This window comes from Pantoea coffeiphila (assembly GCF_016909495.1).
GTDB classification, from domain to species: Bacteria; Pseudomonadota; Gammaproteobacteria; order Enterobacterales; family Enterobacteriaceae; genus Erwinia; species Erwinia coffeiphila.
The window spans coordinates 732,225-756,716 of record NZ_JAFBFW010000003.1; the positions used below are offsets into that span (position 1 = coordinate 732,225).

General features: G+C 55.7%; 19 protein-coding genes and 3 tRNA genes. 13 read left to right on the top strand and 9 right to left on the bottom strand.

Annotated elements, in window-relative coordinates:
- The first annotated feature begins 4 nt into the window (after positions 1-4).
- Genes ptrA through recD form a run of 3 tightly spaced genes read left to right on the top strand, consistent with a single transcriptional unit; the run spans position 5 to position 8,249 of the window.
- Positions 5-2,890: a pitrilysin gene (gene ptrA, locus JOE09_RS13030; RefSeq protein WP_205066058.1), complete on the top strand. Its 2,886-nt coding sequence runs from the start codon at positions 5-7 to the stop codon at positions 2,888-2,890.
- Complete coding sequence (gene recB / locus JOE09_RS13035; RefSeq protein ID WP_205066059.1) at positions 2,887-6,423, top strand: exodeoxyribonuclease V subunit beta; 3,537 nt, start codon at positions 2,887-2,889, stop codon at positions 6,421-6,423. The genes ptrA and recB overlap by 4 nt, the downstream gene beginning before the upstream one ends.
- Complete coding sequence (recD, locus tag JOE09_RS13040) at positions 6,420-8,249, top strand: exodeoxyribonuclease V subunit alpha (RefSeq protein WP_205066060.1); 1,830 nt, start codon at positions 6,420-6,422, stop codon at positions 8,247-8,249. Before recB ends, recD begins: the two co-directional genes overlap by 4 nt.
- A 17-nt stretch (positions 8,250-8,266) precedes the next feature.
- Here the strand turns inward: recD and argA are convergent, their stop codons facing one another.
- Positions 8,267-9,640 (bottom strand): amino-acid N-acetyltransferase, encoded by a 1,374-nt coding sequence (gene argA / locus JOE09_RS13045; protein WP_200547057.1) that lies wholly within the window; start codon positions 9,638-9,640, stop codon positions 8,267-8,269.
- 213 nt (positions 9,641-9,853) lie between these two features.
- Here argA and amiC point away from each other — a divergent pair, with 213 nt between their 5' ends.
- Positions 9,854-11,098 carry an N-acetylmuramoyl-L-alanine amidase AmiC gene (amiC, locus tag JOE09_RS13050; RefSeq protein ID WP_205066061.1) on the top strand — a complete coding sequence of 415 codons (1,245 nt, stop codon included), beginning with the start codon at positions 9,854-9,856 and terminating at the stop codon, positions 11,096-11,098.
- Between the two features lie 81 nt (positions 11,099-11,179).
- Here the strand turns inward: amiC and JOE09_RS13055 are convergent.
- The 3 genes from JOE09_RS13055 to JOE09_RS13065 form a co-directional block, all read right to left on the bottom strand.
- Positions 11,180-11,256, bottom strand: a tRNA-Met gene (locus tag JOE09_RS13055).
- Between the two features lie 59 nt (positions 11,257-11,315).
- Positions 11,316-11,392, bottom strand: a tRNA-Met gene (locus tag JOE09_RS13060).
- A 62-nt stretch (positions 11,393-11,454) separates the two neighbouring features.
- Positions 11,455-11,531 (bottom strand) — tRNA-Met (locus tag JOE09_RS13065).
- A gap of 204 nt (positions 11,532-11,735) precedes the next feature.
- Between JOE09_RS13065 and mltA the strand changes: the two genes are divergently transcribed.
- Positions 11,736-12,884 (top strand): murein transglycosylase A, encoded by a 1,149-nt coding sequence (gene mltA, locus JOE09_RS13070; RefSeq protein WP_200547055.1) that lies wholly within the window; start codon positions 11,736-11,738, stop codon positions 12,882-12,884.
- 51 nt (positions 12,885-12,935) lie between these two features.
- On the top strand, positions 12,936-13,739 hold the full coding sequence (gene tcdA, locus JOE09_RS13075; RefSeq protein ID WP_205066062.1) for a tRNA cyclic N6-threonylcarbamoyladenosine(37) synthase TcdA: 804 nt from the start codon (positions 12,936-12,938) through the stop codon (positions 13,737-13,739).
- Between the two features lie 85 nt (positions 13,740-13,824).
- On the opposite strand, the gene csdE is transcribed toward tcdA, so the two are convergent.
- Complete coding sequence (gene csdE, locus JOE09_RS13080) at positions 13,825-14,265, bottom strand: cysteine desulfurase sulfur acceptor subunit CsdE (RefSeq protein WP_205066063.1); 441 nt, start codon at positions 14,263-14,265, stop codon at positions 13,825-13,827.
- 3 nt (positions 14,266-14,268) lie between these two features.
- On the bottom strand, positions 14,269-15,474 hold the full coding sequence (csdA, locus tag JOE09_RS13085; RefSeq protein ID WP_205066064.1) for a cysteine desulfurase CsdA: 1,206 nt from the start codon (positions 15,472-15,474) through the stop codon (positions 14,269-14,271).
- 224 nt (positions 15,475-15,698) lie between these two features.
- On the opposite strand from csdA, the gene JOE09_RS13090 reads away from it, so the two are divergent.
- From JOE09_RS13090 to rlmM, 4 genes are all read left to right on the top strand, one after another.
- Positions 15,699-15,923: a YgdI/YgdR family lipoprotein gene (locus JOE09_RS13090; protein ID WP_105593914.1), complete on the top strand. Its 225-nt coding sequence runs from the start codon at positions 15,699-15,701 to the stop codon at positions 15,921-15,923.
- Positions 15,924-16,273: 350 nt separating this feature from the next.
- Positions 16,274-17,191, top strand: a complete 918-nt coding sequence (locus JOE09_RS13095) for a transcriptional regulator GcvA (protein ID WP_105593915.1) — start codon at positions 16,274-16,276, stop codon at positions 17,189-17,191.
- Between the two features lie 48 nt (positions 17,192-17,239).
- Complete coding sequence (locus JOE09_RS13100; protein ID WP_123330968.1) at positions 17,240-17,635, top strand: DUF423 domain-containing protein; 396 nt, start codon at positions 17,240-17,242, stop codon at positions 17,633-17,635.
- Positions 17,628-18,728 carry a 23S rRNA (cytidine(2498)-2'-O)-methyltransferase RlmM gene (rlmM, locus tag JOE09_RS13105; protein WP_200547050.1) on the top strand — a complete coding sequence of 367 codons (1,101 nt, stop codon included), beginning with the start codon at positions 17,628-17,630 and terminating at the stop codon, positions 18,726-18,728. Before JOE09_RS13100 ends, rlmM begins: the two co-directional genes overlap by 8 nt.
- A 159-nt stretch (positions 18,729-18,887) precedes the next feature.
- Here rlmM and xni read toward each other — a convergent pair whose 3' ends face one another.
- The 3 genes from xni to queF form a co-directional block, all read right to left on the bottom strand.
- The gene (gene xni / locus JOE09_RS13110) at positions 18,888-19,649 is read right to left on the bottom strand and encodes a flap endonuclease Xni (protein ID WP_205066065.1); all 762 of its coding nucleotides are present in this window, start codon (positions 19,647-19,649) and stop codon (positions 18,888-18,890) included.
- Positions 19,650-19,688: 39 nt separating this feature from the next.
- Positions 19,689-21,053, bottom strand: a complete 1,365-nt coding sequence (ppnN, locus tag JOE09_RS13115) for a nucleotide 5'-monophosphate nucleosidase PpnN (RefSeq protein WP_205066066.1) — start codon at positions 21,051-21,053, stop codon at positions 19,689-19,691.
- Between the two features lie 166 nt (positions 21,054-21,219).
- Positions 21,220-22,065, bottom strand: a complete 846-nt coding sequence (gene queF, locus JOE09_RS13120) for an NADPH-dependent 7-cyano-7-deazaguanine reductase QueF (protein ID WP_205066067.1) — start codon at positions 22,063-22,065, stop codon at positions 21,220-21,222.
- Positions 22,066-22,185: 120 nt separating this feature from the next.
- On the opposite strand from queF, the gene syd reads away from it, so the two are divergent.
- From syd to truC, 3 genes are all read left to right on the top strand, one after another.
- The gene (syd, locus tag JOE09_RS13125) at positions 22,186-22,740 is read left to right on the top strand and encodes a SecY-interacting protein (protein ID WP_205066155.1); all 555 of its coding nucleotides are present in this window, start codon (positions 22,186-22,188) and stop codon (positions 22,738-22,740) included.
- A 646-nt stretch (positions 22,741-23,386) separates the two neighbouring features.
- The gene (locus JOE09_RS13130; RefSeq protein WP_205066068.1) at positions 23,387-23,713 is read left to right on the top strand and encodes a YqcC family protein; all 327 of its coding nucleotides are present in this window, start codon (positions 23,387-23,389) and stop codon (positions 23,711-23,713) included.
- Positions 23,713-24,492 (top strand): tRNA pseudouridine(65) synthase TruC, encoded by a 780-nt coding sequence (truC, locus tag JOE09_RS13135; RefSeq protein ID WP_205066069.1) that lies wholly within the window; start codon positions 23,713-23,715, stop codon positions 24,490-24,492. Before JOE09_RS13130 ends, truC begins: the two co-directional genes overlap by 1 nt.

Consider the following 24,492-nt stretch of genomic DNA (forward strand, 5'->3'; position numbering starts at 1 on the left):
TTGAATGCGTCGTTATGCAGTCTGGTTAGTTTACTTTGTCTTTTTCGCCCTGTTCAGCCCGCTGACGCAGGCAGAAACCGGATGGCAACCGGTCACAGACATTATTCGTAAAAGTGAAAAAGACCCTCGTCAGTACAAGGCGATCCGCCTGGATAACGGCATGACCGTTTTGCTGGTTTCCGATGATAAGGCCACAAAGTCGCTGGCCGCACTGGCGCTGCCGGTCGGATCGCTGGAAAATCCCACCGATCAGCTTGGCCTGGCACACTATCTTGAGCACATGGTGCTGATGGGGTCAAAGCGTTACCCGCAGCCGGATAACCTTGCCGAATTTTTGAAAAAGCACGGGGGGAGCCACAACGCCAGTACCGCATCCTATCGTACGGCGTTTTATCTGGAAGTGGAGAACGATGCGCTGCAACCGGCTGCCGACAGGCTGGCCGACGCCATTGCCGAACCGCTGCTCGACCCGGTCAATGCCGATCGCGAACGTAATGCGGTCAACGCCGAGCTGACCATGGCGCGATCCCGTGACGGCCTGCGTATGGCACAGGTTGGTGCTGAAACGCTAAACCCTGAACATCCCAGCTCACGCTTTTCCGGCGGGAATCTGGAAACCCTGCGCGATAAGCCTGGCAGTAAACTGCACGATGCCCTGAAGGCGTTTTATCATCGTTATTACTCAGCCAATTTGATGAAAGCGGTGATCTACAGTAATAAACCGCTGCCCGAGCTGGAAAAAATAGCCGCCGAAACCTTTGGCCGCGTCGAAAACCGTCAGGCGACGGTGCCGGATATCACCGTGCCGGTGGTCACCGATAAGCAGAAAGGCATCATCATTCACTATGTGCCTGCACAGCCGCGCAAGCAGCTGCGCATTGAGTTCCGCATTGATAACAACAGCGCCGAGTTCCGCAGTAAAACCGATACGCTTATTGGTTATCTGATTGGTAACCGCAGCAAAAACACCTTATCAGACTGGCTGCAAAGCCGTGGGCTGGCTGACTCTATCAGTGCTGGTGCCGATCCGGTTATCGACCGCAACGGTGGGGTATTCTCGATTTCCGTCTCGCTGACGGATAAAGGCCAGGCCAATCGTGATGAAGTTATCGCCGCAGTCTTCAGCTATCTGAACACCTTACGTACGCAGGGCATCGATAAAAGTTACTTTGATGAAGTGGCGCACGTGCTGGACCTGGATTTCCGTTATCCCTCCATCACCCGCGATATGGACTACATCGAGTGGCTGGTGGATACCATGCTGCGCGTGCCGGTTGCCGATGTGCTGGATGCACCTTACATCGCAGACCGTTACGATCCGCAGGCCATCAAAGCGCGCCTTGAGGGAATGACCCCGCAGAATGCCCGCATCTGGTTTATCAGCCCGAATGAGCCGCATAACAAAACGGCCTACTTCGTTGATGCGCCTTATCAGGTGGATAAAATCAGCAGCGAAAGATTCAGTAAATGGCAGGCAGAAAGCGACAAATTAACCCTGTCTCTGCCGGTGCTCAACCCGTACATTCCTGACGACTTCAGCCTGATCAAGCCAGATAAGAAGTATGAACGTCCGGAGGAACTGCTCAATCAGCCTGGGCTGCGGGTCTTCTACATGCCCAGCCAGTACTATGCTGATGAGCCTAAGGCCAATATCACCCTGGCGCTGCGTAACAAAGCAGCAGTGGACAGCGCGCAGAACCAGGTGCTGTTTGCCCTCAATGATTATCTGGCCGGCGTAGCGCTGGATGAACTGAGTTCGCAGGCATCGGTCGGCGGCATTAGTTTTTCCACCGGGGAAGATGATGGTGTAACGTTCAGCGCCAGCGGTTTTACCCAGCGCCTGCCGAAGTTAATGAAGCAGCTGCTGGAGGGCTATGCCAGCTTTACACCTACTGAACAGCAGCTGGAACAGGCCAAATCCTGGTATCTGGAACGCCTGGACTCGGCGGAAAAAGGCAAAGCATTTGAACTGGCTATCCAGCCTGCGCAGCTGCTGTCGCGTCTGCCTTATACCCAGCGTAGCGAGCGCCGTAAGTTACTGCCTGCTATCACCCTGAAGCAGTTACTGGACTACCGTAAAATGCTGCTGGAGCAGTCCACGCCCGAGCTGCTGGTTGTCGGCAATATGACTCCTGAGGCGGTAAACAATCTGGCTGAACAGGTCAGACAGCAGCTGAACTGTGAAGGCCACAGCTGGTGGCACAGTGAATTTATTAAAGTGGATAAAAAGGCGCTGGCTAACCTGCAGAAGGCGGGAAGCAGCACGGACTCGGCGCTGGCGGCGGTCTACGTGCCGGTTGGCTTTGATGAACATCAAAGCATGGCCAGCAGTAGCATGCTGAGCCAGATTATCCAGCCGTGGTTCTATAACCAGCTGCGTACCGAAGAGCAGCTTGGCTACGCGGTGTTTGCTTTCCAGATGCCGGTAGGGCGTCAGTGGGGCATTGGCTTCCTGTTGCAAAGTAACGTCAAGCAGCCTGCCTATCTGCTGCAGCGCTTCGAGGCATTTTATCCTTCCGCCGAGAAGCGCCTGCGTGCGCTGAGCAAAGAGGATTTTGCCCAGTATCAGGCGGCGATGATCAACGAGCTGAAACAACGTCCGCAGACTCTGGATGAAGAAGCCGGTCGTTACAGCAAAGATTTTAATCGCGAAAATTATCAGTTCGATACGCGCGAAAAAGTGATTGCGCAGATTCAGGCGCTGACGCCGGATGGCATTGCTGATTTCTTCCATCAGGCGGTTATCGCACCAACCGGTCTGGCACTACTATCGCAGATTTCCGGCAGCCATCACGGTAAGGCGGACTATGCGGCTCCGGCAGGCTGGAAGACCTGGAAAAATCTGTCTACTCTGCAACAGTCGTTCCCGGTGAGCCAGGATAAACCATGAGTCAGCAGGTTGCGGAAAGGCTGAATGCGTTAACCCTGCCGCTGCACGGTGAGCGGTTGATTGAAGCGTCTGCAGGTACGGGGAAAACCTTTACCATCGGCCTGCTTTATCTGCGACTGCTGCTGGGATTAGGCGGAGAATCTGCATTCAGCCGTCCGCTGTCGGTGGAGGAGATTCTGGTGGTGACCTTTACCGAGGCCGCCACCGCTGAGCTTCGCGGGCGTATTCGTGAAAACATCCACGCGCTGCGTATCGACTGTGTGCGTGGTGAAAGCCGTAATCCGATGCTGCAAGCGTTGATTGAGCAAATTCCCGATCTGCGGCAGGCTGCATCAGTACTGCTGGCGGCCGAGCGGCAGATGGATGAAGCCGGTATCTTTACCATTCACGGCTTCTGTCAGCGGATGCTCAATCTGAACGCCTTTGAATCCGGCATGCTGTTCGAACAGCAGTTGATTGAAGATGAAACGCCGCTGCGCCGCCGTGCAGCGGCGGATTTTTGGCGACGCCACTGCTATCCGCTGCCGCTGCCGGTTGCCCGTGTTGTTCGCCAGCTGTGGGATGGGCCTGAGCAGCTGCTCAGGGACCTGTCGCCCTGGCTGGGGGGCGAGGCTCCTTCACTGAAATCAGCGCCGGACCCGGAAGAAACGCTGGTACAGCGGCACGAGGCGATTATCGGCCAGATCGCTGCGCTGAAGCAGGCGTGGCTGGCGGCGGGAAATCTGTTTGAGCTGATTGACGCGTCAGGTATCGACAGGCGTAGCTACAACAGTAAGCACTTACCTAACTGGCTGAATAAAATTACCCAGTGGGCGCAAAGCGAAACGCTTGATTATGACGTGGCAAAAGATCTCGAACGCTTCGGCCAGCGTGTGCTGATGGAGAAAACGAAAAAAGGTGTCGCTCCCGTTCATCCGCTCTTTGAACAGATTGATACTTTCCTGGCACAGCCCCGCACGCTGCGCGACCTGATTGTTGCCCGTGCGCTGGAAGAAATCCGTACCGTCACCCGTCAGGAAAAACGCCTGCACGCTCAGTTAGGATTTGACGATCTGCTTGGCCGTTTCGATGCTGCCTTACAACAGCCCGGCGGCGACCTGTTAGCTGCTGCCGTACGTCAGCGCTTCCCTGTCGCTCTGATCGATGAATTTCAGGATACCGACCCGCAGCAGTATCGAATTTTTCAGACGCTCTATGTGGGGCAGGCCGATAGTGCTCTGCTGCTGATTGGCGACCCGAAACAGGCGATCTATGCCTTTCGTGGCGCAGATATCTTTACCTATATGAGGGCACGGGCTGAGGTCAGTGCCCACTATACTCTTGAAACCAACTGGCGTTCGTCACCTGCGATGGTGGCCAGCGTCAATCAGCTGTTCCAGCGTCATCCTGCCCCGTTTGTATTCCAGGAAATCCCGTTTATTGAGGTTAGCCCGGCGGAACCCAACCACTCCCTGAGCTTCAGTGTGGACGGTGTGGAGCAGCCCGCGCTGAAGTTCTGGCTGCAGCCTGGCGACGGTGTGGGAGTGGCTGATTATCAGCACTATATGGCGCAGCAGTGTGCGACGGAAATCTGCCGCTGGCTGACCGCGGGGCAGCAGGGGCTGGCGCTGATCGGAAAAATGCCGCACCTTAAACCGCTACAGGCTTCAGATATTACCATTCTGGTGCGCAGCCGCAGCGAAGCGGCCGTGATGCGTGAAGCGCTGAATCGCCTGGCTATTCCCTCCGTCTATCTTTCCAACCGCGATAGCGTATTTACCACACCGGAAGCACGCGAAGTCCTGCTGCTGCTCCAGGCCGTGCTGGCACCGGAGCAGGAGCGTATTTTGCGCAGCGCACTGGCCAGCAGCCTGTTTGGACTTGATGCGCTAACGCTGGATGCCCTGAGCCGCGATGAACGTGCATGGGATGAGCTGGTCGATGAGTTCGATCGCTACCGTCAGCGCTGGCTGAAACGGGGCGTGCTGCCGATGCTGCGCGATCTGATGATGCGGCGGCAAATCGCCGAGAATTTGCTGGCATCCGACAGCGGTGAACGCCGTCTGACCGATCTACTGCATTTGGGTGAATTATTGCAGGAGGCGGCAACCGCACTGGACAGCGAGCATGCGCTGGTACGCTGGCTGGCGCAGCAGGTTGTGCAGCCCGACGGCCAGGTGGCTAATCAGCAGCTGCGGCTGGAGAGCGATCGCCATCTGGTGCAGATTGTGACTATTCACAAATCGAAAGGCCTGCAGTATCCGCTGGTCTGGCTGCCGTTCGTCTCTAACTACCGTGCGGCGGAAAACGGCATCTATCACGACAGGGAGACCTTCGAGGCGCTGCTGGATTTACAGCAGGATGAGGACAGCGCCCGCCTGGCAGAAGAAGAGCGGCTGGCCGAGGACTTACGGCTGCTGTACGTAGCGCTGACGCGTTCGATTTACCACTGTAGCGTCGGTATTGCTCCATTGATTAAAGGTACGCGCAAGAAAGAGGGCAACAGCGACCTGCACCACAGCGCGCCGGGATATCTTATCCAGCGCGGCGAGGCGGCCGATGCTGCAATGCTGCATGCTCTGCTGGAAGAGATGGAAAGCGATCATACCGCACTGGCTGCCGCACCGCTGACGGAAGCTGAGCTGTGGCAGCCGGAGGTAGAAGGGCAGTTAATCCTGAGCAGCCAGCAGCTGACGCGTCCACTGCGTGACGACTGGCGCGTGACCAGCTATTCAGGTTTACAGCAGCACGGCCACGCAGCGGCACTGGATCTTTTGCCTCGGCTGGATGTCGATGCCGCCGGTGAGGCGCAGGATTCTCTACTGCCGCAGCTGACGCCGCATACCTTCCCGCGCGGTGCAGCACCGGGTACATTCCTGCACAGTCTGTTTGAATCTCTGGACTTTTCAGCGCCGCTTGATGAGCAGTGGCTGGCAGAACGGCTTAGTGCCGAGGGGCTGGATATGGCCTGGCTGCCAACGATGACGGAATGGATGCAGCGCATTTTGCAAACCCCGCTCAATGACAGTGGCGTTAGCCTGAATCAACTTTCACCGGATACGTGCCGGGTGGAGCTGCAATTTTATCTGCCGATTTCCCGCCTGCTTACCGCTGAGGATCTGGATCGACTGGTACGGCAGGACCCGCTCTCCGCCGGATGTCCGCCCCTCGATTTTTATCAGGTCCGCGGCATGCTGAAAGGGTTTATCGATCTGGTGTTTTGCTGGCAGGGGAAATATTACCTGCTCGACTACAAGTCGAACTGGCTGGGGGAGGAGAGCAGCGCCTATACCCAGGAAGCGATGGCGCAGGCGATGCAGTCTCATCGCTACGATTTACAGTATCAGCTCTATAGCCTGGCGCTGCATCGCTACCTCAGGCAGCGTCTTGCCGGTTATGACTATCAACAACACTTTGGTGGCGTAATCTATCTTTTCCTGCGTGGCCTGGACGGGACGGAAGGGAGTAACGGCATCTTTAGTACGCGGCCACAGGCAGACTTTGTCAACGCGCTTGACCTGCTGTTTGCTGCCGAAGTGGAGAGTGAAGCATGACGCTAATCGAGCACCTGCAGCTGGCGTGTCGCCAGCGCCTGCTGCGCACGCTGGACGTGCAGTTTGCGCTGATGGTAGCCGGTGAACATCAGCCCGCACTGATGCTGGCAGCGGCCTTAGTCAGCCGTGATGCCGGGGAAGGGCACGTTTGTCTGCCGCTTGAGCTGCTGCATCCCGACCAGATGTTCGACGGGCGCCATCCTGAACTTTCTCAGGCAATCTGGCAGGCTGCCGGTTCACCAACGAACTGGAATCAGCTGCTGTCTGAGAGTTCGGCCGTGAGCGATGGCTCGCGCGGCACGCCGCTGGTGCTGCAACAGCAGCGGCTTTATCTGCACCGCATGTGGCAGAGTGAAGGGCAAGTCGTCGAATTTATTCATCGTCAGCAGCAGCCCTTACCCGTTGATGACGCGGCGCTGCGTATTACGCTGGATCGCTACTTCGGCCAGCAGCCGGAAGACTGGCAGAAAATTGCGGCAGCGGTTGCCATCACCCGACGGGTTGCCGTGATCTCCGGCGGTCCGGGCACGGGTAAAACCACCACGGTGGCTAAACTGCTGGCCTGTCTGATTGAGCTTTACCCGGGTTCCCCACGTATTGAACTGGCGGCTCCGACCGGCAAGGCTGCGGCACGCCTTACTGAGTCACTGGGCAAAACGCTGCAGCAGCTGGCGCTGGACGATGCGGTACTGAAACGCTTCCCCGCGGAGGCGACAACGCTGCACCGCCTGCTGGGCGCGCTGCCCGGCAGCCAGCGTATGCGCTACCATGCCGGTAATCCGTTGCATCTGGATGTGCTGGTCGTTGATGAGGCATCGATGGTCGATCTGCCGATGCTGGCGAATCTGATTGCCGCGCTGCCGCCGCAGGCGCGGGTTATCTTCCTTGGCGATCGCGATCAGCTGGCCTCCGTAGAGGCGGGAGCCGTACTGGGTGATATCTGTCGGTGCGCCGAATTTGGCTACAGCCCGGCGCGTGCCGCTGAACTGGACCGGCTCACCGGCTGTGAGGTGACGGGGAATGAGGATCAAGCCGCACCGCCGGTCCGTGATGCGATTTGTCTGCTGCGCAAAAGCTACCGATTTACCGAATCTTCGGGAATCGGCCAGCTGGCGATGGCGGTGAATGCCGGGGATGTGAAACGCGCAGACGCCGTGTTTGGCGGTGAGTTTAGCGATATCCGCCGACACGGTTTAAGCAGCAGCGAAGAGTACCAGCAGCTGCTTAATGACTGTGCGACAGGCTACCGTGATTATCTCTCGCGGCTTGCCGCAGGGGATTCTCCTGCTGACGTGCTGTCGGCATTTGGGCGCTTCCAGCTTTTGTGCGCACTGCGTGAGGGGCCATTCGGCGTTAGCGGCCTGAATGAACGTATCGAAACTACGCTACGCCAGGCCGGACTGATTCGTCGCGGTACGCTGGCAAACGGTAAATGGTATGTTGGCAGGCCGGTGATGATTGCCCGAAACGATCGCTTGCTGGGGTTGTTTAACGGAGATATCGGCATTGCAATGCTGGATGGTGAGCAGGCGCTGAAGGTCTTTTTCCCGCTGCCGGATGGCTCCATCAAAGCGGTGCAGCCCAGCCGACTGCCGCCGCACGACACCGCGTATGCGATGACGGTGCATAAATCTCAGGGGTCAGAGTTTGAGCACACGCTGATGGTGCTGCCGAATCAGGTGATGCCGGTATTAACCCGTGAGCTGGTGTATACCGGCATTACCCGCGCTAAGCGCCAGCTGACGCTGTACGCTGATACCCGCGTTTTTAACAGCGCGGTGAAAATGCGTACTCAGCGCCGAAGTGGTTTGGTGGAACGATTGTAAAAATAGCGCAGCGCCAGTTAGCTCTGGCGCACGTGCACGCTGTTTTCCCGGAGATCTACCATCAGCACCTTGGAACGGCGCTGATAGTTGTACATCTCTTTCTTACTGCTCGGCAGCAGTTCCACATCCACCGGCTGGAAGCCGCGCTCCTGGAACCAGTGGATGCTGCGCGTGGTCAACACGAACAGCTTTTTCAGCCCCATCTGGCGAGCCTGTAGCGCGATACGCTCAAGCAGCGCCTCGCCGCGTGATGAACTGCGGTAATCCGGATGAACGGCAACACAGGCCATTTCACCAATCTGCTCTTCCGGGAATGGATAAAGCGCGGCGCAGCCGATAGTCAGGTTATCGCGCTCGATAATGGTGAATTTGTCGATTTCCATTTCCAGCTGTTCGCGTGAACGGCGCACCAGAATACCCTGCTGCTCCAGCGGACGGATGAGCTCAAGGATGCCGCCAATATCGTTAATGGTGGCGCGACGGATCTGCTCGGCGCTCTCCATCACAATCTGTGTACCAATACCGTCACGAGAGAACAGCTCCTGCAGCAGGGCACCGTCTTCCTGATAGCTGATCAGGTGGCTGCGACGCACGCCGCTGCGGCAGGCCTTTACCGCGCCGCGCAGAAAACGTACGGTGCCGGAATGGTAATCCTGGTCATTTTCCAGCTCTTCAATGCGCTGCTGCGCTTCGTTCGGGAACAGTTCGGAGACAATATCGCCGCTGCTGTTGGTGACACCCTGCTCGGAGCAGAAACCGATCATTTTCTCCGCTTTCAGCTTAATCGCCAGCTGGGTTGCCACCTCTTCAGAGGTCAGGTTGAAGCTTTCACCGGTAACGGAAACCGCCACCGGCCCCATTAACACGATGGCACCACTGTCCAGCTGACGGTGGATCGCTTCTTCATCAATGCGGCGAATACGGCCGCTGTGGCAGTAGTCCACTCCGTCATCCACGCCGAGAGGCTGGGCGATAATAAAGTTGCCGCTGACTACATTAATATGCGCGCCCTGCAGCGGAGTGTTGTTCAGGCTCATCGACAGGCGAGCGGTAATATCCAGCTGCAGCCGGCCGGCGGCCTGTTTGACCAGCTCCAGCGATTGTGCGTCCGTTACGCGGGTATGCTTGTGATAAACAGGCTCGAGATTTCGCTCGGAGAGGTTGGCATCGATCTGCGGTCTGGCCCCGTAAACCACCACCAGGCGGATGCCCAGGCTATGCAGCAGGCCAATATCATTAACGATGCTTGAGAAGTTCTCATGCTCGATGGCTTCACCACCCAGCATTATGACAAACGTCTTACCACGGTGGGCATTGATATAGGGAACGGTATGGCGAAAACCCTGAACCAGCTCGGTACTACGTTCCTTCACGGCAAACCCTCTTTGCATTATTATTCGGTAAATGTGTATTTTTATTCTTTTATTGCTTCGGGCGCAAGTGGCATTTTTCCTTAGTTATCACCCAGTACTGATTTTTGCTCTCGCTAATGTGCTGCATTTAATCGCTTTTTTGGGGTGACACAGGTTAAGGGATTCGCTAAAGTTTTTGCAAAAAACGAACGTTTGTCTTTTTATTAATCAATTCACAGCAACTGGAGTGGCATGACCGATTCAACATCCCTCAACCGACGACGGCTTTTACAGGGAGCGGGTGCCGTATTGCTGCTCAGCGTCAGCCGGGCAGGTATGGCTGCCGGCGGCCATGTTGTGGCGATCCGCATCTGGCCCTCGTCAACCTATTCTCGCCTGACCATTGAGTCTAATATCCCACTGAAGTATAAGCAGTTCGCGCTCAGTAATCCCGATCGCGTGGTGATCGATATTGAAAATATTCAGCTCAATCGCACGCTGAATGGCGTCGGCAATCTGGTGCGTCAGGACGACCCCTACATCAAAAATGCCCGCGTGGGACAGTTTGATGCCAGCACCGTGCGACTGGTGCTGGAACTGAAGCAAAACGTCTCGCCCAAGACCTTCACACTGGCACCGGTTGCCGGGATCAAAAACCGCCTGGTGTTGGATCTTTACCCGGTTAAACAGCCGCACGATGATGATCCGCTGCTGGCATTACTGGAAGATTACAATCAGGGCGAGCTGGAACGCAGCCAGCCCGCCGCGGCACCGCTGCCGGGTAAGGCCGGGAAAGACCGGCCCATCGTGATTATGATTGACCCCGGGCACGGTGGGGAAGATTCCGGTGCGGTCGGCAAGCATAAAACCCGCGAGAAGGATGTGGTGCTGAAAATTGGCCGCCGCCTGAAAGCGCTAATCGATAAACACCCGAACATGCGTGCTTATATGACGCGTAATGAAGATGTGTTTATCCCGCTGAAGGTGCGGGTGGCGAAAGCGCGCAAGCAGCGTGCGGATCTGTTTGTCTCGATCCACGCCGATGCGTTTACCAGCCGCGCCGCTCGTGGGTCGTCGGTTTTTGCCCTGTCGACCAAAGGGGCCACCAGCACCGCCGCGCGTTATCTGGCGCAAACCCAAAACGAATCGGATTTAATTGGCGGCGTCAGCATGAGTGGCGATCGCTATCTGGACCATACGATGTTCGATATGGTGCAGAGCCTGACAATTAACGACAGCCTGAAGTTTGGTAAAGAGGTGCTGTCACGAATGGGGAAGGTAAACCATCTGCATAAACGCAGCGTCGATCAGGCCGGATTTGCGGTACTCAAAGCACCGGATATTCCGTCAATACTGGTTGAGACGGCGTTTATCAGCAATATAGAAGAAGAGCGCAAGCTGCGTACCGCGCATTTTCAGCAGCAGGTGGCGGAGTCGATTTTTGCCGGGATTAAGGCTTACTTTGCTAACGGCGCATCGCTGAGCCCGCATAAATAGAGAAGTGGGGCGGGGAAACCGTCCGCTTTAGATCAGCGAACAAACTGCAGATACAAAAAAACACCCTTAAGGGTGTTTGATTGGTTGCGGGAGCCGGATTCGAACCGACGACCTTCGGGTTATGAGCCCGACGAGCTACCAGGCTGCTCCATCCCGCGTCCGTGTTGTCGCTTCCATCACGACATTTCTTTTACTTCTTTCGCATTACCGCTGCGAATGGTTGCGGGAGCCGGATTTGAACCGACGACCTTCGGGTTATGAGCCCGACGAGCTACCAGGCTGCTCCATCCCGCGTCCGCGTTGCCGCTTCCATCACGACACTTTCTTTTTCTTTCTTTCGCCTGACTGCTGCGAATTGGTTGCGGGAGCCGGATTTGAACCGACGACCTTCGGGTTATGAGCCCGACGAGCTACCAGGCTGCTCCATCCCGCGTCCGTGGATGCGCACTATACGCCGCATGGTTTTTCTTGCAACCCATTTTTTACGATAAGTGGGAAAAAACGTGCCTTCCACTCATTATTTGAACCGGATGGTGAAATGTTGCACAAATCAGAGCGCTACAGCCGATGGCGCATTTAATTATGCCAGTGGCTTTGCTATCTTCGCGCTGGGTTTCTGCATAAAGGTAGATAAAGGATGAAAGGACATTGGGCTAAATATCTGGTGACCGGTACGCTGATGGCGTTGCTGGTTGGATGTTCGTCAAAACCGACCGATCGCGGTCAGCAGTATAAGGACGGTAAGCTGGATCAGCCGCTGGCTCTGGTCAACCAGCCCAATGCCAAAGGACGCCCGGTTAACGGCAAAGACTTTGCCGACCAGGTTTCACAGATTCGCTCAACCTCTTCCGGCATGTATTCACGCCAGTCCGGCACCTACAGCGCGATTCAGAGCTGGCTGATGGCCGGTGGTGATACTCGCCAGCTGCGCCAGTTCGGCCTTGATGCCTATCAGATGGAAGGGGCAGATAACTACGGCAACGTGCAGTTTACCGGCTATTACACGCCGGTCGTTCAGGCTCGTTATACGCGTCAGGGGGAATTCCAGTATCCTCTTTACCGTATGCCGCCGCGTGGCAAGGGTAAGCTGCCCAGCCGGGCACAGATCTACAGTGGCGCGCTCGGGGATCGCTATATTGCGGCCTGGAGTAATTCGCTGATGGATAACTTTATTATGGATGTGCAGGGCAGCGGCTATGTTGACTACGGTGACGGCCGCCCGCTGATGTTCTTTGGCTATGGCGGCAAGAACGGTCACGCCTACCGCAGTATCGGCAAGGTGCTGATCGATCGCGGTGAGGTGAAGCGTGAAGATATGTCGATGCAGGCCATCCGCCAGTGGGGCGAGGAACATAGCCCGGAACAGGTGCGAGAACTGCTGGAGCAGAATCCTTCGTTTGTCTTCTTTAAGCCGGAAAATTTTGCACCAGTCCGCGGAGCCAGCGCCGTTCCGCTGATTGCGAAGGCCTCGGTGGCGGCCGACCGTTCGCTGATCCCGCCGGGTACTGCACTGCTGGCTGAGATCCCGCTGCTGGACAACAACGGTAAGTTCACCGGAAAATATGAGATGCGTATGATGGTGTCGCTGGATGTCGGCGGCGCAATTAAAGGGCAGCATTTTGATATGTACCAGGGCATTGGCCCGGAAGCCGGACATATGGCGGGATGGTATAATCACTATGGTCGCGTCTGGGTGCTGAAAGCCGCGCCGGGAACCGGTATGCCGCTGTTCTCTTCTGCCTCCACGCAAAATCGCACTCAGGGTTCGTTACTGGTTAGCCAGTAAACCCATCACGGGCCGGATTGCCGGCCCGACGTTTTTATCGAGGATGAATAAATGACTGCTTTATCTGACGCCTGGCTGCAACGTTTTGGCGGTACGGCGCGCCTGTACGGCCAGTCCGCGCTGCAGCTGTTTGCCGACGCCCATGTGTGCGTGGTCGGCATTGGTGGCGTTGGCTCCTGGGCGGCAGAAGCCCTGGCGCGTACCGGTATCGGCGCGATTACCCTGATTGATATGGATGATGTTTGCGTGACCAATACCAATCGTCAGATCCACGCGCTAAAGGATAATGTCGGTAAGGCAAAAACCGAGGTGATGGCGGAACGAATTCGGGAGATCAATCCGGAATGTCGAGTGACCTGCGTTGATGACTTTATTACCCCGGACAATACCGCAGCGTTGATGGGGCAGGGGTTTAGCTATGTGATTGATGCCATTGACAGCGTCAGGCCCAAAGCGGCGCTGCTGGCCTGGTGCCGCCGTAATAAAGTGCCGCTGGTGACCACCGGTGGCGCGGGTGGGCAGATCGATCCAACGCAGATCCAGGTTGCCGATCTGGCGAAAACCATTCAGGACCCGCTGGCGGCCAAGCTGCGTGAGCGGCTGAAAAGTGACTTTAATATCGTCAAAGGCAGTAAAGGCAAGCTTGGCATCGACTGTGTTTTTTCCACCGAGGCGCTGAAGTATCCACAGCCGGATGGTTCGGTCTGTGCCTCGCGCACCACCGCCGAGGGGCCAAAGCGTATGGACTGCTCCGCCGGGTTTGGTGCGGCGACGATGGTGACGGCCACTTTCGGCTTCGTTGCGGTCTCGCACGCGCTGAAAAAAATGATGGCGAAGGCCGAACGCGCGAAATAGCGTGCCCGGCTCTATCGATCAGAGGGCGGGATGTTCCAAAGCCGATACTGTCCAACCCGATGACGCCGGAAAGCCCATTTTATCTTTATTCCTTCGCCGCGCCGATCGCTGCATCGGCCAGTGCCTGAAGCCCGGCACTGCGTGAGGAACTGAGTTGATCTTTCAGTCCCAGCTGGCTGAACAGCTCAAGCGGATCGCTCTGCAACAGTTCTTGCTGAGTTTTTCCTTCCACGGCGGTAAGCAGTACCGCCAGCAAACCGCGCACGATCCTGCCTTCACTGTCGCCGTAAAAATGCAGCCTGCCGTCGGCCGCGCGCTGATGCCCCAGCCAGACGCGATTTTCACAGCCGCTGAGTTCAATGCTGCTGGATTTCAGGGCTTCCGGCAGAGCAGGGAGCTGCTTGCCTAACAGAATCAGCTGACGGTAGCGATCTTCCCACTGTTTGAAGGCGGAGAACTGCTCAAGCAGGGAGGCGGCGGTAATCTGTGTGCCAAAAGGATGTGGCGCAAGTGTTTCTGTACTCATTAATCAGTCTGCCAGTAGTGTCAGGGCGGTGGTCATGGCCGCAGTCAGCGCGTCCACATCGGAAAGCGTATTATAGGGGGCAAATGAGGCGCGCAGTGTACCACTGACGCCCAGCGCCGCCAGTAAAGGCTGAGCACAGTGCTGGCCGGACCGCAGGGCAATGCCGCTTTCCGCCAGCAGAGTCACCACATCGCTGTGATGCACGCCAGCAATATCAAAAGCCAGCAGGCTGGAACCGCTGCTGCGGAAGCTGCGAAAACCCGGCAGTGAAGCGAGCCGTGCTTCCGCTAAATCAGCCAGATCGCAGGACCAGCGCTCAGCCGCAGCAACATCAATGCCGTCCAGCCACTCCAGCGCCGCACTCAGGCCGACGACTCCGGCGACGTTTGGCGTGCCGGGTTCAAAACGCCAGGGCACGGCCTGCGGCGTAAAGCCGTCAAAGCTGACGGTAGTGAGCATTTTGCCGCCGCCCTGCCACGGGGACATCTCCGCCAGCAGGTCGGGTTTTCCGTACAGCGCACCGATGCCCATCGGGCCATACAGCTTATGGCCGGAAAACGCATAGAAATCAATATCAAGAGCCTGAATATCCGGCGGACAGTGAACGACGCCCTGTGCACCGTCGACCATCACTTTGGCGCCTGCCGCATGGGCGAGGGGAATGATTGTCGCCAGGTCCGGGCAGCCGCCGGTCACGTTCGACATCTGCCCGATGGCCAGCAGGCGAGTGCGCGGGCTAAGCAGTGCGGGAAGCTGCGCCATATCCGGCAGGCGGTCCGGGCCAATTGGCCACTTCACCACCTTAGCGCAGGTCTGCTCTGCCACCATCAGCCAGGGGACCAGGTTGGCATGATGCTCTGACTCGCTGACGAGGATCTCGTCTCCCGGTTGTAGCCGGGGGCGCAGATAGCTCTGGGCAACGAGGTTGATGGCTTCAGTGGTGCCTTTTGTCCAGATGATGCTGTTAGCGTCGGCTGCATTAAGCAGGCCAGCCACCAGGCCCCGCGCATTTTCGTAACGTTCGGTCAAACGCCGTGCTGCGGCAAACTGGCTGCGGTGGACGGTACCAGCGCTCAGGCGATAAAACTCTTCCGTTGCCGCAATAACCGCCTGGGGTTTCAGGGCAGTGGCGGCGCTGTCAAGGTAGCAGCCGGTTTCATTGAGCGCAGGAAACTGCTGGCGGAACTGCTGCGGGGTAAATGACTTCATACACTCCTCATTAACCCTGCGGGTTAGTGGATTCAATTAGGATAAGGCTTAAAAAATCGCGGTTTCCTGGCAAAGATGAAAAAGCGGGTTATGCTGAATATTGCATGCTTTAAGCTATTACCCGCATAAGAGAACCGTCTTGTCAGTTTTTTTTATCGTCATTTGTCGGTTTACAAGTCGTTCTGCGGGTAGTTTTTCGCATTACTATCTGCAAGGAGATAAAGATGAAAAAATTAGCCGCAGTTCTGGTCGCAGGTGCAATGGCGTTTACTCTGGCAGCCTGTTCAAGCAACTATGTGATGCATACTAATGACGGACGCACGATTGTTGCTGAGGGTAAACCCTCGGTCGATAACGATACCGGTATGATCAGCTACAAAGATGCTAATGGCAACAAGCAGCAGATTAACCGTTCCGATGTGAAAGAGATGGCTGAGATGGGGCAGTAATTTTTGCCCTGCAATAAAAAAAGCACCGCAATTTGCGGTGCTGTAAAAATCACTATGGACAGACAGGGTAAATCTACAGGAATAAACGGTAGCGGAGCTACCAGACCTTAAAATAGTCAGGTCAATTGCAAACACAACATCACGACCACAAGCCAAAAGCCCTCAAAATTCAGCGTGTTAACGCGAAACTCCAAAACACTTTTCGTTCCGGCTCAGGAAGTGCGGCAACTATAGGTATTTGCTGGTAGTTCCTCAACGGACAAATTATAATGTCTCGGATAAAAAAAACTAATACGTTACTCTGTGTTGCAAAGTAACTTCAGGCTGTGAATCAAAAGTGCCCATCTACCATGTCTAAACGTTTACCACCGCTTAATGCGTTGCGTGTTTTTGACGCTGCCGCGCGTCATCTCAGCTTCACCAAAGCCGCAGAAGAACTGTTTGTTACCCAGGCCGCCGTTAGCCATCAAATTAAGTCTTTAGAGGACTTTCTTGGCCTGAAGCTGTTCCGCCGCCGTAACCGTTCGCTGCTGCTGACCGAAGAAGGGCAGAGCTATTACCTCGATATTAAAGAAATTTTTACCGCACTGAATGATGCCACCCGCAAGCTTCAGGCGCGCAGTGCCAAAGGTGCATTAACCGTCAGCCTGTTACCGAGTTTCGCCATTCAGTGGCTGGTTCCGAGGCTGACCAGCTTTAACTCAGCTTATCCGGGGATTGATGTGCGTATCCAGGCGGTGGACCGTGATGAAGAGAAACTGGCCGACGATGTTGATGTGGCGATTTTCTACGGTCGCGGCAATTGGCCTGGGCTGCGGGTGGAAAAACTGTATGCGGAGTATCTGCTGCCGGTGTGTTCACCGCAGCTGTTAACCGGTGAACATCCGCTGACGTCACCCGCCGTACTGAGCAATCACACACTGCTGCACGATGCCTCGCGTCGGGACTGGCAGGCCTACACGCGGCAGCTGGGGCTGAATGCCATTAACGTGCAGCAGGGGCCGATTTTCAGTCACAGCGCCATGGTGCTTCAGGCCGCTATTCATGGGCAGGGTGTAGCGCTGGCGAATAACGTGATGGCGCAGAGTGAAATTGAAGCGGGTCGCCTGGTTTGCCCGTTTAACGATGTGTTAGTCAGTAAAAATGCTTTTTATCTGGTTTGTCATGACAGTCAGGCAGAACTGGGTAAAATAGCCGCCTTCCGGCAATGGATACTGGCGAAAGCGGCGAGCGAACAGGAAAAATTTCGTTTTCGCTATGAGCAATAAGCAGCCAGAACGCGGCAATCACCGCAGGTTTGAGTGAGGAACTACCGAATGTCCAGTCGTGCAATGCTGATCTTTTCAGCGATTAGTGGCCTCTTTTTCGTCGCGCTTGGGGCGTTTGGTTCCCACGTATTAAGTAAGTCCCTGGGGGCGATAGAGATGTCATGGATGAAGACCGGCCTGGAGTACCAGGCGTTTCATACCCTGGCAATACTCGGTATGGGTGCTGCGATGCTGCGCCGTGCCAATATCTGGTTCTACTGGAGCAGTGCATTTTTGGCGCTGGGCACGGTGCTGTTCAGCGGCAGCCTGTATTGCCTGGCGCTGTCACACCTGAAGGTCTGGGTATACGTTACACCGATTGGCGGCACCTGCTTCCTGATCGGTTGGATTTTGATGTTGATTGGCGCACTGCGTCTTAACAAAAAGGCAGAACGCCATGAATAAAGTTTTACTCTATTGCCGTCAGGGTTTTGAGAAAGAGTGTGCCGCGGAAATCACGGCAAAGGCCGCCGAGCGGGAAGTGTATGGCTTCGCCCGGGTGAAAGAAGATTCCGCTTATGTGCTGTTTGAGTGCTATCAGCAGGGTGAAGCGGAAAAGCTGATTAACGAGCTGCAGTTCAGCCAGCTGATTTTTGCTCGCCAGATGATTGTGGTGGGTGAGCTGCTGCGTGATTTACCGCAGGAAGATCGCATCACTCCGGTGGTTGGCATGCTGACCGGTGCGGTGGAAAAAGGCGGGGATTTGCGGGTCGAGGTGCCGGATACCAACGCCAGTAAAGAGCTGCTGAAGTTCTGCCGTAAGTTCACCGTACCGCTGCGTGCCAGCCTTCGTAAGGCCGGTGTACTCCTGAACTACGAGAGCGCTAAGCGCCCGGTGGTGCATGTGTTCTTTATTGCGCCGGGCTATTGCTACGTTGGTTACTCGCTGTCGCATAACAACTCACCGTTCTTTATGGGCATTCCGCGCCTTAAGTTCCCTTCGGATGCGCCAAGCCGTTCTACCCTGAAGCTGGAAGAAGCCTTCCACGTCTTTATTCCTGCCGATGAATGGGATGAGCGCCTGGCCAGCGGGATGTGGGCGGTCGATCTGGGCGCTTGCCCGGGCGGCTGGACCTATCAGCTGGTGAAGCGCAGCATGATGGTGAATGCGGTGGATAACGGTCCGATGGCACCGAGCCTGATGGATACCGGGCAGGTTTTCCACCAGCGAGAGGACGGTTTCAAGTACCGTCCAACTCGTAACAATAACTACTGGCTGGTCTGTGACATGGTAGAGAAACCGGTGCGCGTGGCCAATCTGATGGTTGACTGGCTGTTGAACGGCTGGTGCCGGGAAGCCATTTTCAATCTCAAGCTGCCGATGAAAAAGCGCTATGAAGAAGTCTCGCAGAATCTGGCGATGATTGAAGAAAAGCTGAAGGCTGAAGGGATCAATGCCCAGATTCAGGCACGCCAGCTGTATCACGATCGTGAAGAGGTGACGGTGCATATTCGTCGTATCTGGAGCGCCATTCCGGGCCGCCGTGACGAGCGCTGATTGATTTTATAGCCTGAGCCATCGTGTCGAATTTGCCTGCCGTAACGTTACGGCAGGCATTGAGTTTACGCGTCTCAAACGTGCATAACTCAGGATCGCAGCTGTTTCAGGACAAATGCTTTTCGGTGCGTTTGCAGCCAACCAGCTGTAAGCCAGCGCTTAACTTCTGACGGGTAGCCTTAGCTCCTTCAGGTTACCTTCCAGCTGCAAATCGGTTCTCAGCGTGGCCACCTGCTTGCAAATCCCGGCCATCTCCTGATGCTCAATCAATTTATTACGCCACTTATCGGGCACGGCATCAATCTGCCGATAGATCTCTGCCAGGCTGCCGAACTGCTGTAGCAGCTGTGTCGCACTTTTCCCGCCGATCCCGGCTACGCCCGGAATTTTACTGCTGCCGATCCCTGCCAGCCCCCAGTAGTCGGTAAGTTGCGCAGGAGCCACGCCAAACTCGGCGGCAATAAACGGCACGTCCAGCCAGCGTTTCTGGAAGTAGTCACGGATCATGATCTGCGGTGCCAGCAGCTGGCAGTAGCCTTTATCAGTAGAAACAATCGTTGCCTGGTGACCGGCGGAGGCAATTTTGCTGGCCAGCGTGGCGGCAAGATCGTCGGCTTCATCTCCGGCAGAGTGCCAGCTGGCAATGCCCACGCTGGCAAACGCGGCCCGCAGTAGCGGCATCTCATCACGCAGTGAATCAGGCATCGGCGAACGCCCGGCTTTGTAATCCGGCAGCAGTTGATGCCGCCAGCTTTCCTGACGATCTTCATCGTCAAACACCGCTACGGCGTGGGTAGGTTGACTGTGCAGCAGCAGTTGGCGAACCGCATTCAGGCAGGCGTCCTGGCAGGGCGATCCCTGAACCGCGTGAATGCGCCGAATCAAGTTCAGCGCATCGATAATTAACAGGTGAACAGACATAAACAAGAGTCCTGAGCGGCCCGCGGGCCGCTCGCAGGGTTACTTAATGATTTCGTAGCAGGGGACATAGGCGCTGCCCGGTAGCTTCATGCGCTGCTGGGCAACGAAGCCCTGCAGTAGTTCGTCCATACGGTGCATAAGCTGCGGGTCGCCGTGCAGTTTATACGGGCCGTTCTCTTTAATCGCGCGAATCCCAACATCCTTGACGTTGCCCGCAACAATACCGGAAAAAGCCCGGCGCAGTGCGGCCGCAAGCTGCTCTGCGGGCTGATCGGGATAGAGGTTCAGGTTAGCCATGTTTTCATGGCTGGGCACGAACGGGATCTGAAGATCTGGTGCAATGCGCAGCGCCCAGTTAAAGCTGTAGGCATCACCGGTTTCACGACGATACTCTTTCACCTTTGGCATTGCTTTTTTCATTTGTCGTGCAACTTCAGCCGCATCATCAATGATGATGCTGTAGTGCTTGCGCGCCTGCTCGCCCAGCGTGGTGACGATAAATTCATCCAGCACGCGGAAGTAATCTGCGCTCTCTTTAGGCCCGGTCAGGATCAGCGGCAGCACCTGATCGTGGTTGTGCGGATTCATCAGAATACCCAGCAGGTAAAGCAGCTCTTCCGCCGTTCCTACCCCGCCCGGGAAGATCAGGATACCGTGCGCGATACGGACAAACGCTTCCAGGCGTTTCTCGATATCCGGCATAATAATCAGCTCGTTAACCAGCGGGTTTGGCGGCTCGGCGGCAATAATTGACGGCTCGGTCATGCCGATAAAGCGGCCTTCTTTGTAACGCTGCTGCGCATGGCCGACCGCGGCGCCCTTCATTGGCGCTTCCATTACGCCAGGTCCGCAGCCGGTACAGATATTTAACTCGCGCAGGCCAAGCTGCGCACCGACGCTGCGGCAGTACTGATATTCTATGGGGTTGATTGAATGGCCGCCCCAGCACACCACGGTATTTGGCTCTTCGCCCACATGCAGCGCACGTGCGTTGCGCAGAATCGAGAATACCAGGTTAGTGATATGCACCGAGTCGTCGGTGTTCAGCTGCTGTAAACGCCCGGCATTATCAATTTGTCCGTTAACGAAAAGAATATCGCGCAGGACGGCAAACAGGTTGGCCTGTAGCGCACGAATCAGGCGTCCGTCAACGAAGGCATCTTCAGGGGGATTAATCAGTTCAAGCTTTACGCCGCGTTCACGGCGCAGTACGTTGATATCGAAACTTTCAAAACGGGAGAGTAGCTCCTGGCTGCTATCGGTCTGGCTTCCGGAGTTAAGTACGGCAAGAGAGCAGTTACGGAACAGCTGGTAGAGATCGCTGCTGGCCGTGCGCTTCAGCATATCGACTTCCAGTTGGGAAAGCAGGTCCATTGAGCCGAGTGGGCTGATTTGTGTAATCAATTGAACTCCTTTACACCCGCCAGGGTGAGCGGTAACTCCACGGCAGCCGCGACAGGATACATCACGGCCACCCTGGTCATAATCCTGGGCAGCTAAGCTGCTGCCTCCCTTCAGATTAGCCCTGTCTGATGATGTTTAACAACAGGATACGTGCTCAACTTCACAATTACTGCCGCACCAGCCGTGACCGACCAGGCTTAAAATCGGCATTGGTTCGCCATGGGTTGATATCCAATCCACCGCGCCGGGTATAGCGAGCATAAACGCTCAGCGCTTCCGGCTGGCAGAAGCGCAGAATATCGCTGAAAATGCGCTCAACGCACTGTTCGTGAAACTCATTGTGGTGGCGGAAGGAGACCAGGTAGCGCAGCAGTGCTTCCCGCTGAATGCGTGGGCCACGATAGCTGATTTGTACCGATCCCCAGTCCGGCTGGTTGGTGATCAAGCAGTTGGATTTCAGCAGATGGCTGACCAGCTGCTCTTCAACAACCTCACCATCGGTGGCATCGCGCAGGTAGTCGGCGTTAAATTCATAGCTGTCGATGACGATGTCTTGCTCATCAATACAGTGGCCGTCAAAGTGGCCGATTGGTTGGCCTTCAATTTCCTGCAGGCGGAACAGCGCCACGCTGACTTCGCCCTCGGCGCAGGCGCTGAGATCGCGCTCCAGCGTACGGCGAACTTCCCCCCAGTCGCTGAACGGAGTCTGGTTAAAGCTGTTGAGGTACAGTTTGAAGCTCTTGGATTCGATAAGATTGACACTGTCTGCCGACAGTGAAATTTCCCCGACGGCAACCTGCGGCAGGCCCTTGCTGTTTAGCCAGGACAATTCATACAGCGTCCAGATATCTGCGCCGCTAAAAGGCAGGTGATCAGGATATAACCCCAGAGGTTCACGATTCAGGCTGCGCGGAACCGCCTGCAGCAGCGCAGGCTGGTAGCTGTCGTGGTATTCTGTTGGTTTACCCAGCGTCAGGCCCTCAAGTGCCTGATGATTGTTGTAGCTAGACATCGTGTTACCTTATCGCCCGTACTGGCAGGCGCTGTTGCGAATTCGTCGGTCATCCGTCCGGAGGTGCTCCGGGCAATAGTGGGCGCTAGTGTACCTCAGCCAGGAAAGAGTGAAAAAAGAATGATTGAACAAACCACCCAGGCATTAAACGATTTTACCCGGCGCTACTGTGAGCAGTGGCAGCAGCAGACTGGCCATGCGCCAGCCAGCGGCGAACTCTATGGTATTCCCTCGCCGTGCATTGTGGCGACCCATGAAGATGAAGTGTGGTGGTTGCCCCAGCCCTTCACGCTGGCAAAAAATCTGGATGCGGTTGAGCGCGCGCTGGATATTCAACTTCAGCCCGAAGTTGCGGCGTTCTATACCGCACAATTTGCCGGTGATATGGCCGGAACTTATGACGGAAAGGCGCTGTCTTTAGTACAAGTGTGGAGCGAAGAGGACTTTACCCGCGTTCAGGAAAACCTGATCGGTCATCTGGTCATGAAGCGGCGTTTGAAACATTCACCGACTTTATTTATCGCTACCACCGAATCTGAGCTGGAAGTGGTCTCGGTTTGTAACCTTAGCGGTGAGGTCATCATTGAACAGTTAGGCACACAGAAAAAGCAGGTAATAGCGTCTTCCATTGAGAGTTTTCTTACTTATTTACAACCCCTTACTTCAGCCGATTAAGACTGTAGCGATCTGTTTTGTGAGAGATGTCTTACATAAGATGTAAGAGATCGCTATGGATCGCCCAGACATTTCATGCAACATAAAATCAAAATTCATACGTATCATGATGTTATGGGTTTCCCCTTGAGGTTTCTCCATTCAAGCGATGAAAAAGGGCTCACAGGTATCTTGTTTGCTTATCTCAGTCTGGCAAACTTATCGCCATCACGAAGGACACTCAGAACATCGAGATGAACGTCAGGATGATGTGCTCATGGAACGAGTGGGACCCATCGGGATGATGATGCAGGGAAAGGCTTCACAGATGAAGCGAGGACACCTCAGGATGAGGTAAGGGACACCTCCAGGACGGAGAATGTGAGCCGCACAGGATGGCGGTGGTTATGGATATCAAAGGATTACTGCCAGGAAGGCATTCGCTCAGGATAGCGCAGGGAAAAGTTTTCAAGGATGAGCAGGGAGCATTAAGGTAGCAGGATAGCTGCAAACGAACCGGGAGCACTGTTTTTACAGTGCTCCCTTTTTTTATGCCTGTTTTTCAGGGATGAGCGTCTAATCTTAACGTGATGGCGGGAGTTGCGGCTCTCACCGCGATAGGTATATGCTTTGCGCCCTTTTCCTGGCACATTTTAAGAGGTGAATCATGAGCCGTGAACTCGAAGTTCAGGAACGTTTGCAGGCTATTGAGCAGCAGCTTAAGTCCTGTGGCCTTTGGCAGTCATTTGCCCCTAACAGCGAGGCTTTTGCCAGCGTAGAACCCTTCTGTGTGGATACCATGACCCCGCCGCAGTGGCTGCAGTGGATTTTCCTCCCGCGCATGCAGGCACTGCTGGATGCAGGAGCGCCTCTGCCGGTAACGCTGGCGATCGCACCTTATTATGAAGTGGCGCTGGAAGGTGACATCCCGCAGCGCGCTCAGCTGCTGCACTGCCTGAATGCCATTGACCAGCTGTTTGAGTCACCGAACTAATGCTGGAAATTATCTATCAGGATAGCTGGCTGGTGGCCGTCAATAAGCCTTCAGGCTGGCTGGTGCACCGTAGCTGGCTGGATCGCCACGAAACGGTATTTGTGATGCAGACGGTGCGCGATCAAATTGGCCAGCACGTTTACACCGTTCATCGGCTCGATCGCCCGACCTCCGGCGTCCTGCTGATGGCACTGTCGAGCGAAACGGCCCGCCTGCTGTCGCAGCAGTTTGAACAGCATCAAATCCAGAAAACCTATCATGCCGTGGTGCGCGGCTGGCTGGAAGGGGATGAACTGCTGGATTATCCCCTGACCGAAGAGCTGGACAAGATTGCCGATAAATTTAGCCAGCCGGATAAAGCGCCGCAGCCCGCCACAACGCACTGGCGCGGCGTAGCAATCACCGAACAGCCGGTGCCGGTCAGCCGCTACCCCAGCTCGCGCTATTCACTGGTGGAAATGCTGCCGCAGACCGGCCGTAAACACCAGCTTCGTCGCCATATGACTCATCTGCGACACCCGATTATTGGCGACAGTGCCCACGGTGACTTAAAGCAAAACCGCGGCGCGGCGCAGCATTTTGGTATGAACCGGCTGATGCTGCATGCCAGCAAACTAGAGTTAGCTCATCCAGTCACCGGTGAGCCGCTTGAACTGCGTGCCGGGTTGGATGGAGTCTGGCAGCGGGCAATGCAGCAGTTTGGCTGGCAGGATTGTCTCCCTGAGGTTCCCAGGGTTGAGTTAAACGAGGAAACCCCGCAGGATAGTGGGCAAATTTAG

Bases quoted from the DNA above. Each gene is read 5' to 3' on its own strand.
- JOE09_RS13090 (WP_105593914.1), top strand. From the start codon at position 15,699: ATGAAAAAATTAGCCGCAGTTCTGGTCGCAGGTGCAATGGCGTTTACT.
- ptrA (WP_205066058.1), top strand. From the start codon at position 5: ATGCGTCGTTATGCAGTCTGGTTAGTTTACTTTGTCTTTTTCGCCCTG.
- amiC (WP_205066061.1), top strand. From the start codon at position 9,854: ATGACCGATTCAACATCCCTCAACCGACGACGGCTTTTACAGGGAGCG.
- tcdA (WP_205066062.1), top strand. From the start codon at position 12,936: ATGACTGCTTTATCTGACGCCTGGCTGCAACGTTTTGGCGGTACGGCG.
- JOE09_RS13130 (WP_205066068.1), top strand. From the start codon at position 23,387: ATGAGCCGTGAACTCGAAGTTCAGGAACGTTTGCAGGCTATTGAGCAG.
- csdA (WP_205066064.1), bottom strand. From the start codon at position 15,474: ATGAAGTCATTTACCCCGCAGCAGTTCCGCCAGCAGTTTCCTGCGCTC.
- recB (WP_205066059.1), top strand. From the start codon at position 2,887: ATGAGTCAGCAGGTTGCGGAAAGGCTGAATGCGTTAACCCTGCCGCTG.
- truC (WP_205066069.1), top strand. From the start codon at position 23,713: ATGCTGGAAATTATCTATCAGGATAGCTGGCTGGTGGCCGTCAATAAG.
- csdE (WP_205066063.1), bottom strand. From the start codon at position 14,265: ATGAGTACAGAAACACTTGCGCCACATCCTTTTGGCACACAGATTACC.
- xni (WP_205066065.1), bottom strand. From the start codon at position 19,649: ATGTCTGTTCACCTGTTAATTATCGATGCGCTGAACTTGATTCGGCGC.
- syd (WP_205066155.1), top strand. From the start codon at position 22,186: ATGATTGAACAAACCACCCAGGCATTAAACGATTTTACCCGGCGCTAC.
- argA (WP_200547057.1), bottom strand. From the start codon at position 9,640: ATGCAAAGAGGGTTTGCCGTGAAGGAACGTAGTACCGAGCTGGTTCAG.
- mltA (WP_200547055.1), top strand. From the start codon at position 11,736: ATGAAAGGACATTGGGCTAAATATCTGGTGACCGGTACGCTGATGGCG.
- rlmM (WP_200547050.1), top strand. From the start codon at position 17,628: ATGAATAAAGTTTTACTCTATTGCCGTCAGGGTTTTGAGAAAGAGTGT.
- JOE09_RS13100 (WP_123330968.1), top strand. From the start codon at position 17,240: ATGTCCAGTCGTGCAATGCTGATCTTTTCAGCGATTAGTGGCCTCTTT.
- JOE09_RS13095 (WP_105593915.1), top strand. From the start codon at position 16,274: ATGTCTAAACGTTTACCACCGCTTAATGCGTTGCGTGTTTTTGACGCT.
- queF (WP_205066067.1), bottom strand. From the start codon at position 22,065: ATGTCTAGCTACAACAATCATCAGGCACTTGAGGGCCTGACGCTGGGT.
- recD (WP_205066060.1), top strand. From the start codon at position 6,420: ATGACGCTAATCGAGCACCTGCAGCTGGCGTGTCGCCAGCGCCTGCTG.